Source organism: Pseudoalteromonas luteoviolacea CPMOR-1, from assembly GCF_001625685.1.
In the GTDB taxonomy this organism is placed as follows: domain Bacteria; phylum Pseudomonadota; class Gammaproteobacteria; order Enterobacterales; family Alteromonadaceae; genus Pseudoalteromonas; species Pseudoalteromonas luteoviolacea_K.
The window spans coordinates 22976-34451 of sequence record NZ_AUYC01000021.1 but is presented as its reverse complement, the minus strand read 5'-3'; the positions used below and the strand labels follow the sequence as shown (position 1 = coordinate 34451).

General features: G+C 40.9%; 11 protein-coding genes and 1 tRNA gene. 6 read left to right on the top strand and 6 right to left on the bottom strand.

Annotated elements, in window-relative coordinates; genetic code table 11:
* Positions 1-8: 8 nt before the first annotated feature.
* Positions 9-2216, bottom strand: coding sequence for a CapA family protein (locus N473_RS08440; protein ID WP_155735557.1), 2208 nt, complete (start codon positions 2214-2216; stop codon positions 9-11).
* A 239-nt stretch (positions 2217-2455) separates the two neighbouring features.
* Here N473_RS08440 and tyrR point away from each other — a divergent pair, with 239 nt between their 5' ends.
* Positions 2456-4012: a transcriptional regulator TyrR gene (gene tyrR, locus N473_RS08435; protein ID WP_039612134.1), complete on the top strand. Its 1557-nt coding sequence runs from the start codon at positions 2456-2458 to the stop codon at positions 4010-4012.
* A gap of 20 nt (positions 4013-4032) precedes the next feature.
* Here the strand turns inward: tyrR and N473_RS08430 are convergent, their stop codons facing one another.
* The gene (locus tag N473_RS08430; RefSeq protein WP_063367527.1) at positions 4033-4527 is read right to left on the bottom strand and encodes a hypothetical protein; all 495 of its coding nucleotides are present in this window, start codon (positions 4525-4527) and stop codon (positions 4033-4035) included.
* A gap of 165 nt (positions 4528-4692) precedes the next feature.
* Here N473_RS08430 and N473_RS08425 point away from each other — a divergent pair, with 165 nt between their 5' ends.
* Positions 4693-5232: a thioesterase family protein gene (locus N473_RS08425; RefSeq protein ID WP_063367526.1), complete on the top strand. Its 540-nt coding sequence runs from the start codon at positions 4693-4695 to the stop codon at positions 5230-5232.
* A 30-nt stretch (positions 5233-5262) separates the two neighbouring features.
* Here the strand turns inward: N473_RS08425 and N473_RS08420 are convergent, their stop codons facing one another.
* Positions 5263-5913, bottom strand: a complete 651-nt coding sequence (locus N473_RS08420) for an OmpW/AlkL family protein (RefSeq protein WP_081221031.1) — start codon at positions 5911-5913, stop codon at positions 5263-5265.
* Between the two features lie 287 nt (positions 5914-6200).
* On the opposite strand from N473_RS08420, the gene dapE reads away from it, so the two are divergent.
* The 3 genes from dapE (at position 6201) to N473_RS08405 (ending at position 9041) form a co-directional block, all read left to right on the top strand.
* The gene (dapE, locus tag N473_RS08415; protein ID WP_063367524.1) at positions 6201-7373 is read left to right on the top strand and encodes a succinyl-diaminopimelate desuccinylase; all 1173 of its coding nucleotides are present in this window, start codon (positions 6201-6203) and stop codon (positions 7371-7373) included.
* A 464-nt stretch (positions 7374-7837) separates the two neighbouring features.
* On the top strand, positions 7838-8659 hold the full coding sequence (locus N473_RS08410) for a MipA/OmpV family protein (RefSeq protein WP_063367523.1): 822 nt from the start codon (positions 7838-7840) through the stop codon (positions 8657-8659).
* Complete coding sequence (locus tag N473_RS08405; protein ID WP_063367522.1) at positions 8649-9041, top strand: DUF3019 domain-containing protein; 393 nt, start codon at positions 8649-8651, stop codon at positions 9039-9041. Before N473_RS08410 ends, N473_RS08405 begins: the two co-directional genes overlap by 11 nt.
* Before the next feature lie 45 nt (positions 9042-9086).
* On the opposite strand, the gene N473_RS08400 is transcribed toward N473_RS08405, so the two are convergent.
* The 3 genes from N473_RS08400 to N473_RS08390 all read right to left on the bottom strand — a co-directional run bounded on the left by N473_RS08400 (position 9087) and on the right by N473_RS08390 (position 11166).
* Positions 9087-9593 (bottom strand): hypothetical protein, encoded by a 507-nt coding sequence (locus N473_RS08400; protein ID WP_063367521.1) that lies wholly within the window; start codon positions 9591-9593, stop codon positions 9087-9089.
* Between the two features lie 66 nt (positions 9594-9659).
* A complete protein-coding gene (locus N473_RS08395) occupies positions 9660-10133 on the bottom strand; it encodes a globin (RefSeq protein ID WP_063367520.1) in 474 nt (157 codons plus the stop codon).
* A gap of 247 nt (positions 10134-10380) precedes the next feature.
* Positions 10381-11166, bottom strand: coding sequence for a delta-class carbonic anhydrase (locus N473_RS08390; protein ID WP_063367519.1), 786 nt, complete (start codon positions 11164-11166; stop codon positions 10381-10383).
* A 204-nt stretch (positions 11167-11370) separates the two neighbouring features.
* Here N473_RS08390 and N473_RS08385 point away from each other — a divergent pair.
* A tRNA-Met gene (locus tag N473_RS08385) sits at positions 11371-11447 on the top strand.
* Positions 11448-11476: the final 29 nt, after the last annotated feature.

Genomic DNA, 11476 nt, shown 5'->3' with positions numbered 1-11476 from the left:
TGAAATACCTAATTAAATGCCGAAAACTCAAAAGATAAAGTCACATCCTGTTGTGTGGTTACCCGTAAAAAATCCAAGCCATGAATGGATTTGTCTTGCCAAACATTGTCTGACAATGAAATATCTTTTTGCCACGATATTAAGGCTAAATCGTCTAGGATAAGTGTTGCTTCACCACTGTCGGGGGGGGAGTGTAAATACGTCAGCTTAACGGCGCGAGCAGGAAGTTGTTCTGGCCCAAGGGTATTTGTATCATCCGGCAATGAAAAGCTATATTCAAACTTACGCCAATCATATTCCCCCGGCTCTGAAATACGAATTGTCTGTTCAGAAAAGAGCAGGTTATCTTCAGATGTGGTGATTGAGAGTTCGACATCAAGTGCACCCGCATTCATCCCTTTGTTGTAACCATATAGGCTCATTTCGTGATAGGCTTCTGATGTAGACTCGTTGGGCGTAATTGGCATAGTTCTAATCGTATGCTTGAAAGGCATACGTAATGGACGATTGTCGAATTGAGTTCGCACCATGCACATCGCTTGTCTGCCGTTACGCGCGCCGGTTAAGCAAGGTGTGATGTTGTCGCTGTCATTTTCCCAACGTGAAACCTCTCCAAAAGTGTCATCGTTATCCCAATCCTCGAAATCACCAAACAACATTAAATCTCTACCTAGTTTTAGTGATACTGAACTGCTGGATGATACCTTAGTTAAAAAGGCATTGCTCGGTACAAACTCTCTTAAATCAATAATATGCTGGCCTGCACTGAGTGTGATTTGCGCTGTTTCCACTGGGTTTGGAACCTGGGTATTATAAAAGTCGATATCTGCGTATCCGTGTTTGGGGATCACAGAAACTCCCTCTTGTGAGAACTCACCGAGTCGTCTCATTAAATAGTCACTTAAAAAGCCGGTAACTAATTTAGGTTGATAGTCTTCTAGGTAAATAGGATACGCTCTAGCACGTGTGGTTTTTTGTATCGCTTTAGGAGAGACTTCGAGGAGCACGGCGACTCCAAGCAGTGTTTCGATGCGGTTTTGCTCAAATACAAAGTTGCCAAGTCCAAGTAACACAGGCGTGTTATTGAGTAAACTAAACCCCTGGGCAACATGTGGGTGATGCGCAATTAATAGGTCTGGTTGCAGGTTACTCAGTAAATTAAAGCGATTTGAAATATATCGAGTAGGTGCATATGAGTATTCATCACCACCATGCAATTGGGCTATAGCATAATCACTTTGTGCGATTGCTTGCTCGACGGCAGAGATAGCTTGCTGACTTTCTGTGAGATCTGCTGCGCCGCCTTTTTGCGCCTCAGCCACATAGTTGATGGGATTATCATCACCTGTAATAGAAGTTGCGGAAACGAGCCCGATTGACATGCCTTTGACAGCGGTGATGAGCGGTGCATAGGCCTCAGTATTGTTATTGCCGACTCCGCTGAAAAGCAACCCCGCTTCCGACACGTATTTTACGGTGTCTTGCAACCCAGGCTGCAAATAGTCATAAACGTGATTATTACCCAGTGCAACGTAATCGACGCCAATTTCGGTGAGCCCTTGGAGGGTCTCAGGCAATGAGAAGAAAGCAAACTCTTTTGTAGGGTGGACACTTGTTGGGGTATTTAAAATGGGGGTTTCTAGATTAACCGATGAAAAATCAGCATGCTCGACCAAAGGCTTGATATAACGAGTAAGCTCAATGGCGTTTTGCGCTGCCGAGGCAGCTCGGATCAGCGCGCCTTCAACATCAGGCACTGAGTTGCCCATGGTGGTTAAACTAGGATCCATATAACGTCGGCCAAACATGGTATCACCAGCAAAAAATAAAGTCAGTGAATCAGCTGGTTTTGCTGTTAATTGTAATTGGAGTTGAGGGTTATTATTTAATACTTGGATTGTGGTCAATAAAGGTTCAAACCCTTCTTTAATGACTGCAATACTATAATTACCTTGTTTTAAAGTGGGTATTGAAACAACGCCATTTGTATCACTTTGGTAGGTATTGCCGTCGATAACGATTGATGCATTCTCTACACCGTTATTCGTGGTGTCAAAAAGGCTTATTTGCCATTGTACTGACTCTGCTTGCTGCTTATCCTGTTCCGCTTGCTCGGTTTGTTGTGACTCAGTAGGGCCTGTTTCATATGGGTCTTCAACAGAACATGCACTAATAAAAATGGTTGTTAGAACTATGGCTACTATTTTTGCTTTCATTGGCTCTCCCACCATTTATTTAACATTGTTTAGTTATTTAGTATTATAAATTGTAAGATGAATGGCTTGCAATCTTTTATTTTCAATTAAATGCTATGAATATCATGTATTTATTATAGGTCATTATCATTAATTATGACTTATAAAATATCTGTCCAAAAATGTTTACAATTTGCTAGGCTGAAGACTATTCTTAGAGTATGATCCGCCCAGAGGTAAAAAACCGTTTTGAGGAACAGATGCGTTTAGAGATTCATTGCGCCGACCGTATAGGTATTGCACAAGAAATACTCAATATATTGGTGAACTATAGAGTTGATTTAAAGGGGATTGAAGTCGACTCTGTGAATTGCCGTATGTATGTGAGCTTTCCCCCCATTGAATTTGAGCAGTTTCAAAAAATCATGCCTGAAATTAGGCTTATTGATGGTGTTGAAGACGTTCGCACGACGGCTTTCCTGCCATCTGAGCGAGAGCACAATGAATTAAATACGTTATTAAGCGCGTTACCTGATGGGGTGATTTCAATTGATGCTAAAGGTGGTGTTCGGCACTGTAATGATGCGGCGTGCAGAGACTTAAACTTATCCCTTGACGAAGTCATAGGCAGTAGTATTAATTTACTGCTCAAAGGATTTAATTTTACCCGTTGGCTAGAAGGCAGCGAAGTGTTGGGACAAACAACACGGGTGGAAGTTGCGGGCGAAGATTATATTGCTGATATCCTACCGATTTCTGTGCCTCAAGGAACAGAAGGTGATGTGCTGGCAGGTGCGGTAATTAATATCAAGTCGCAAAGCCGTTTAGGGCAACAGGTCAGTGCGTTTAGACGTTATGGTCAAGAAAGTTTCGCGACTATTCACAATCAAAGTACCGCAATGCGACGTGTTGTTCGTGAAGCGCGCAAGATGGCTCAATTAGAAGCCCCAATTTTAATTACGGGTGAAACAGGCACTGGTAAAGAGTTATTAGCCAGAGCATGTCACTATGCATCAAATCGCTCTTTAAAACCTTTTATCGCTTTGTCGTGTGCCTCGCTACCAGATGACGTGGCTGAGTCGGAATTATTTGGGTACGCGAGTTTCGATGAGCAAGTCCCCTCTAAACGCGGCGTATTAGAGCAAGCAGATGGCGGTACCGTATTTCTTGACGAAGTGGGCGAGATGTCTGAACAGCTGCAAACTAAGCTGCTGCGTTTTTTACAAGACGGCACCTTTAGAAAGGTGGGTGATGAGAATGAAGTCAAAGTCAATGTGCGCATTATCGCCGCAACGCAAAAAGACTTACCGGCGATGGTGCAAGAAGGTGGTTTTAGAGAAGATCTTTACTATCGAATTAACGTACTGACGCTAGAAATTGCGCCGCTGAGAGACCGTAAAGCAGATGTCAAACCGTTGGCAGAGCATTTTATTCAGAAATATGCACAGCAAAATGGTCAAGCGGTACCTTCGTTACATCCTGAGTGTTTAGAGTTTTTAGAGCAATATCCTTGGCCTGGTAATGTACGTCAGCTTGAAAATGCCATTTATCGAGCGGTGTCATTATTGGATGATAAAGAGTTGCGCATTGAGAATATGCAGCTACCGACTTTCACGCATGATTTGGGGTATCTTGAGTCAGATTTTGAAGGGACACTTGAGCAAGCTGTGAAGCGATTTGAAGCGACTTTATTGAGAAAGCTCTATCCAGCATATCCCAGCTCTAGGCAGTTAGCTAAGCGCTTGGGTCTGAGTCATACGGCGGTCGCAAATAAACTCAGAGAATACGGCATCAACCGAAAAACCGTAAAAGTCTAGCAATACGTTTAAATGGGTACCTATTTCTTGGTACCCATACTTCTTGTAACCCCTTCCAGCCGCACATGTTTGACACCAGATTCATCAAAATGCACATCAATACTGACATTGTTGCGACTTAGAAAGTAATCAACGTTATTTAGGGTAAGCAGGTAATTTCCTTTTACTGGAACCTTAAAATCTTTTTTGGCTAATTGCAGCTTATTGGTGCCAATTTGCCATTCAAAAGATTCGATGTATCCCGCGTTAAACTCTTGGATCCAAACTCGAGACTCGTCTTTACTTAGTGTTAATGCAATAGAGTAAGACTCAGGTAACTGAGACATAGAGTAGGCTTTTTTGCCGATACGGAATTTTTTATCAGACGATTGCCAGCCAAAACCGAAGTCAAAACTTTTGGTAATCCCAGTTGGGTAAGTCACCATGCCCTTACCTGCTAAATCAAAGTTAGCGAGGGCATGATTGCTAAAGCTTAGGGCTGTGATACAGAAGCCAAGTTTGAATATGTTATTCATAAATAGATACTTATCTTGAAGATAATGAAAACTTAATTCAGTTTATAAAATAAAGCAAGTTGCTCAAAATTTAACATGTCATTAAATATATAACTGAACACGCTTGTTGCAATTAAAGGCTATGATACACTGGCGAGACAAATTACTGGTTAGACCAATTGAAACATGAATCTATACTTTCGACTACTGCTTCTATTTTGGAAAATTAAACAAAATAAAAATTACGAAGGCATGTTGGATCCAACAACGATTGACTTCAGAGCATTACCTACTGACTGCGATATTAATTTACACCTTACTAATTCTCGTTATTTGGCGATGATGGATATTGCTAGAACCTGGATGACAGAGCGATTAGGACTTTTAAATAAAATTCTAAAACGAAAATGGTTTCCAATAGTCAATGCCACGGCCATTACGTATATCCGAGATATTAAGCCGATGCAAAAGTTCTCTGTAACCACACGCGTGGTCGGGTGGGATCATAAATACTTTTACATAGAGCAGAAGTTTCATTCTGAAAAAGGCTTGCATGCGATTGCCTACGTCAGAGGCGTATTCAAAAGTCGACAGGGCATTGTAGCTGTCGAAGATTTACTTGAGTTAGCTGAGTTTAAAGGCGAGCAACCTGAACTCCCAAATGAAATTGTGCATTGGAAGGAAATGCTTGAGCAAAAAAAGGTCAATAATAAAAAGGCCACATAAGTGGCCAAGATTGAGAAAGTTATTCTTAGATTAGAATTTATATTTAGCGCCAATCATTGCAACAAATGGGTCGACCTCAACATCTGATGTTAAAGCCTTTACGCCATTTGCGTATACTGTTGCATCCGTATCAATATCCATTTTTGATACCATCACATGTAAGCCCCACTTGTCATTGATTTCATAATTCAAACCAAGCTGTAAAGCCAATCCAAAGGAGCTGTCTAAGTCAACTTTTACGTCATCAGTACCAAGTGTTTGCTTTAGTGCAGCAGTTGGCTCCTCATCGAAAAATACCGTGTAGTTTAGACCTGCACCGATAAATGGGCGTAGCTTGGCACTTTTATCAAAAAAGTGATATTGCGCTAAAAGTGTTGGTGGTAAGTGTTTAATATTTGCAATGTCATTACCAGCTAAACCACCTGCACCTTCTACGGTGTGAGAAAATGGTGTGGCTGCCACTAATTCGAATACAATGTTGTCGTTATAGTGATAATCGAACGTGATACCAAGCTGCGTGTCTGAATCGGCTGACAGGCCTAATGCCTTGTTTTCATTAATTGCAGACGCCGAGTCGATAGGGTTTACATGGATAGCACCCACGTTAACACTAAATTGTGCATGAGCAAGTGGCGCTGTTACTAATAAAGTTGAAATCAAAGCAGCTGTTAGTTTATTCATTTTCATCTCCTGAACCTAAACAAGGTGGTTCTTTTTAATGACTCCATAGTAAGGGCTTTGATGAAAAAAAAGCTGTTCTAGATCAAATTTGACTTTTCATCTTTCAGAATTTTTTGAAAGTTTGATTTGGATTAAGTTTTAGCACGCAATTATATTGCTAATTGTGCGCAAATATAATTGCGCTTGGCAGGTGAACCTAGCTTAAGTCATAAAGATGCAACTAAGCAGTCATAATCTAGACACCTAACATACGTTTAATGAGAAAAAAGTCAGATAGATGATTGCTCATGCCTTACCCACTTAAAAATAATGCTAAAAGCGTCCCCAGCGTTGCATCGATACTACAACGCTTGATTAAAGCCCGCTCAGTGACCCCAAATGATGCTGGGACAATCACATATCTTGCTGAACGGTTATCTGAACTCGAATTTAACATAGAAGTCATTGAGTCAAATGGTGTCAAAAATTTAATTGCGCATCGGAGGTTTGGTGAAGGTCCTATTTTTTCTTATTCTGGCCATGTAGATGTTGTGCCTGCCACTTCAGAGGGATGGCGAGTTGATCCGTTTTCTGGTGATATTATCGATGGTGTCATTTATGGCAGAGGGGCTGCTGATATGAAAGGTTCAGTGGCGGCTATGCTCAATGCTACAAAGGACTTTTGCAATGCAAACATAGCAAAGCAGGGGACTTTTTATTGGCTGATCACCTCTGATGAAGAAGGGGAGGCAACAGATGGCTCTGTATTGATAGCTGAGTACTTAAAGCAAAGAGGAGTGGTGCTAGACGCGTGTCTCGTTGGTGAGCCTACGTCTCACAAGCATGTCGGTGACACAATAAAAAATGGTCGTCGGGGGGCAATCTCCGGTCGTTTTACCGTGCAGGGTAAATCTGGCCATGTCGCTTATCCTGAATTTACTGTCAACGCAGCACATATTGCAGGTGAGTTAGTGACTCAGTTAGCAAACTTAGCTTGGTCAAAGGATGAACCTGGTTCTAAAACGACGCTTCAGGTTACGGGGTTAACAGTGCCTAACATCGTTGATAACTTGGTACCTGCGACTTGTGAAATCATGTTTAATGTGCGCTACAGCCATGGATATAAAAGCCATGATATTTGTCAAAGGTTGACTGAGGTTGCTCAAACCATTGATACCGATATAAAGGTGACTTGGGAGCGTCCGTGTGAGTCATTTTATACGGGTAAAAAAGTAGATAATTGCTTTTTATCTTTAGTTGAGAATGTGATTTCTCAAGAGTTAGGTCAATATCCATCACTCAGCACTGCAGGCGGAACATCTGACGGTCGCTTTTTTGCTAATGAACTAACACAGGTAGTTGAGTGCGGTGTAAAAAATGACACGATACATCAAGTTAATGAACACGTTGCGATTGCTGATTTATTGGCAATAGAACAGATTTACAAACGTGTCCTATTTAAATACTTGGGATCTGAATAACGGTCATAGCGCTAAGCGTGTTTATATCGTACTAATTCGTGATTGATCCTAAAAAAGAGCCGTGTTGAGAGACACTTAACTGCACCTCGACTTTTTTTGTGAAGTTTATCATGCAGAGCATAAACCCGTAAGTTGAGTAATGTTCAGCTTAATTACAGAGCGAAAATAGCCTAGATACGATATCCTACCTTCAGATTATATTTGACATACGCTTTATCCAAACACTTTCATGGTTAAAGCCTTTGTCAACCGGCTGATTAAATGCAATAACCGATTACAGCCTTTTCAAAGAGAGACAATTTCTTAGCTTCACGATTGGTGGCATCCACAATATGATGTTTTATATAAAATTCATGTACAAATATAGGAATGCTGGTTTTTAATTGTTTTCTTGTTGTATGAGAAATGCTCAGGTATGATCTGTGATTGAATTCGGCACAAACGCGCAATAAAGATAATAAGCAATGAAAAAAATAACGTCCGTGCTTCTCACACTGTATATCATCATTGTGGGTAAAGCATATGCTGAACCTTGGTACGATGAAGATGACTTTGAATGGCAACTCAGTGTTGGGGCCTTCTATGTGAATACTAAGCTACCAAAGTTGATTGGCGCTAAACATGAGTTTTCCTCTCTATCACCTTTGATTGATGCCAAAATCCAATATAAACAGTTTTATCTGAACACACATTCGGGCGACTTTTTTGGTGGCTCTGATTTGGGTTATCAGCTAATTCAAGAAGAAAATTGGGGGTTAGATGCAATTTTTGGCAACTATCAAATTCCATTTTCGGATAAAGGGTATTACTCCAACGAAGAGACTCCAGTTGAAGCGTTAAAAACCATTAAGCAACGTAAAGTTGATCAGTCTTTGGGTTTGGCATATTACCGAACAGTCGGTGACTTTCTAGCTGTAGCAGAATTGGTCTATGATGTATTCGGTGACTCCAATGGCTGGGTTTTCCATATCGAAGCAACGCGTAACTTTGAACTTCGTAATTGGGATCTTTGGTTAAACTTTGGCGCTAATTACTACTCACAAAACTTCAATAATTATTTTTATGGGGTATCGCCGTCTGAGGTCAATGATTATTTGTATGGTTTTACCGCAGGTGATGGCGCGACAGTTTTTGTCCAAACACAGGTTAACTATCCTATTGCACAAGATTGGGTTTACAGTGCTGGCGCTTCAGTATTGATTGGCTCTGGAGGCGTGAAGAGTAGTCCGTTAGTGGACTCGAATTATGCCCGAGTATTTTTTACTGGAGTGAAGTATGTATTTTAGATTCACTTGGGTAATTTGGGCTTCATTAGCAACTCTGGCAACAGAATCTACTGCTAATGATAAACATAAAGGAATATTGAATGCATCACCTACAAAATGTGTTGCACTGAACCAAGGACGTACCTGTTATGCTGATGTTGTTTTCGATATATCGGCACCAACAGCAGGTGATTATTGCCTTAGAGAAAGTGAATCTAAACGCATTTTGCAGTGTTGGGCTAATACTGATAGCTTTTCATATACACTTAATTTTGGCTCTATTGAAAGTGTTAGCTATGAATTGATAGCTAAGGCACGCAGTGATGTTCTCGCTGTGACAACGATAGAAGTCAACTGGGTCCATAAGGTACGCACTAAAAAACGTCGTTGGAGACTGTTTTAGTAGGAAGAACGGTCATGCATTTACGAGGCATGACCGGCAATAGTGTTAGTTACATTGTTCGATCAAACCACGCAGGTGCGTACCGATATCTTCGGTTTTAGTTTGCCCTTGCTCAAGCATTGTACTGAACTGCGTTTGCAGTTCTGCTAAATCATATGTTGACAATAGTGTTTTCAAATAGGTGACGGTTTCAGCGCCCGCTTTTAATAACTCAGGTATACTTTCTAAGCTAATTTCCTGCTCTGTTAAGCTGGCAATTGAATTTGCCAACTCAGCTACGCTAGCGCCGTCTTGAAGCGCACCTTCTACTTCAACTAATGCGCCCATCGGATCGCCATCAAGTTTGCTTGCAACACAGCTTGCCATGGTGCCTGCTTGTGCGCTTTTGGCCATGGCTTCTAGCCCTTGTTCACGGATCTGCTCGATAACGGCTTGTAGCTCTTGATTCTCAGCTAAGTACTGCGCTTCAATTTGGGCTTTGGAGTTCTCAAATACATCACAGCCTGTGGTAAAAAATGCACTTAAACCCAATAAAATAGCGATACGTTTCATAAACTCACCTAATTAACCTAATTTAGGGTCAGTCTACTGATTATGTGTTAAATTGTCATCTTTACTTCAAGAGTGACCAATTTGTTTTTTTTGTCTAATTTGGTCTAAGTAAACAATATTTGACATGCCAAATAGCTCGGCCTTGAGTACGTTTGCGACAATATGTAAAGCACGCTTCCATGCATTTCTTACCGCTAATGTAAACTGTTTACCCAAGTGAACTTTAAGCGTATCTAAAAAACAGTTGCACAGTATTCTTATATCGCAGGCCGAGGGACGGAGCGCTTTAATTGTGGTTATATTTTCAATAATATAACGGCATAACTCTTGCTGATTCGCCATGCGTATCAGGCTTTGTTGAATAAACGCTCGTAGTTGGTATTCGATGGTTAGAATTTGCGATTCACCGTCGGGAATGACCATCGACATTGGGTGCATTTTCAGACGATGGTTGAAACTCACACAGAAGCAGTGAAAGTTTGGCTTGATAGTCGCAAAAGACTGACTCAAAAGTTGATATTGATAAGGTGAAATACTCATAATCGCTCCAATTACGATCAGAGCGGATCCGTGCTCAAGTTTTTAATCAAATCTGTTTCGCCATCACTTAATCTGATACAACAAACAAAACAAAATAAACTTGGGTAACTGCCTACGATGCGACTCGAAATGTTGTATAAAAAAACCGCATCAATCCCAAGTATAGGCATGAGACTTTTATGATTGCAAACTTAATTGTAAATAATGCAGAAATAAAAAGAGTTTATTTCTGCATTAATGTATTCAATTACTTGATAGGTGATAGTAGTTTAGGATCTGTAACTAGCTGTCTAACACCGTGAGCGTGATCTTCTTCAAACACATTGTCTTCGCACCACTGTGCCAAACTATTTATGTCAACTTTGGCACAAGCTGGACGAACGCTCCAAGTCACTTGTAGAGGTGAGCACTGCTTATCATTGTAACTAGGTCCTGTTGTAGAGCCTAGAAACTCGACCGGTTTACCTGTTGTGTTAGGAATATGCTTTGGTTGATGATAGCCATTCACAACGTTTCCATCATAGCTTAAATCATTGAAGTCCAATGCATCTTCGTCATTTACAACGAGGAAAACTTGCGTTTCTACACGTAGATCTGGATTGGCGCATTGGTCATTAAGGCAGGCGCCAAGCCCTTTACCAGGCTTCACATCACACGAACTATGTGCCCAATGTACTTCGATGGTGTCACCAGGCTTAACATTTTTACATACTTTACCTTTTGGTGCTTTTAATTCAGCTGCAGTTAGGCTAGACGTTGCATTACACTGATAGCCGCCGTATTTATTGTCGCCTGCAAATACTGAGAAATCTTTTGCTTTGTGTTCTGCATTTTTATGAAAGTGAATATTACACAGGTTCATCTGTGATGAAGGAGGTGCAAGACTGAAGATACGCTTATTTTCGCCTTCAAGGTTATCTATATCGCGTGGTGTTTGAGGGCCTGCACTTGCACATGAATTTGCGATTGCGACACCACTAAAAACTAAAGTAGATAGCGCAGCAATTGTTGCTTGGAATGACCTTTTATTCATATTATTGTCTCCTAATTGTAAGAAATGTGCAGTATAGAGAAAACCAAAACGGGTACAAGTGCTGTATGTTAATGATTGTTAAAGAACTAATGGATTTAATAGAGGATTGTGTAGCGCTGTCTATTTTATCTAGTTAGCTGTTGCGTATTAATGGAACAATCTCTATAATACACGCCAATTGAGCAGCATACTGCTGCATGTGGACGCGGGATGGAGCAGCCTGGTAGCTCGTCGGGCTCATAACCCGAAGGTCGTCGGTTCAAATCCGGCTCCCGCAACCAATATTAAGAAATTTGATATTTCTTAAAGG

Excerpts from the sequence above, each read along its gene's own strand:
- N473_RS08400 (WP_063367521.1), bottom strand. The coding sequence starts at position 9,593 with ATGAAACGTATCGCTATTTTATTGGGTTTAAGTGCATTTTTTACCACA.
- N473_RS08420 (WP_081221031.1), bottom strand. The coding sequence starts at position 5,913 with ATGAATAAACTAACAGCTGCTTTGATTTCAACTTTATTAGTAACAGCG.
- N473_RS08390 (WP_063367519.1), bottom strand. The coding sequence starts at position 11,166 with ATGAATAAAAGGTCATTCCAAGCAACAATTGCTGCGCTATCTACTTTA.
- N473_RS08425 (WP_063367526.1), top strand. The coding sequence starts at position 4,693 with ATGAATCTATACTTTCGACTACTGCTTCTATTTTGGAAAATTAAACAA.
- tyrR (WP_039612134.1), top strand. The coding sequence starts at position 2,456 with ATGCGTTTAGAGATTCATTGCGCCGACCGTATAGGTATTGCACAAGAA.
- N473_RS08440 (WP_155735557.1), bottom strand. The coding sequence starts at position 2,216 with ATGAAAGCAAAAATAGTAGCCATAGTTCTAACAACCATTTTTATTAGT.
- N473_RS08410 (WP_063367523.1), top strand. The coding sequence starts at position 7,838 with ATGAAAAAAATAACGTCCGTGCTTCTCACACTGTATATCATCATTGTG.
- N473_RS08405 (WP_063367522.1), top strand. The coding sequence starts at position 8,649 with ATGTATTTTAGATTCACTTGGGTAATTTGGGCTTCATTAGCAACTCTG.
- N473_RS08430 (WP_063367527.1), bottom strand. The coding sequence starts at position 4,527 with ATGAATAACATATTCAAACTTGGCTTCTGTATCACAGCCCTAAGCTTT.
- N473_RS08395 (WP_063367520.1), bottom strand. The coding sequence starts at position 10,133 with ATGAGTATTTCACCTTATCAATATCAACTTTTGAGTCAGTCTTTTGCG.
- dapE (WP_063367524.1), top strand. The coding sequence starts at position 6,201 with ATGCCTTACCCACTTAAAAATAATGCTAAAAGCGTCCCCAGCGTTGCA.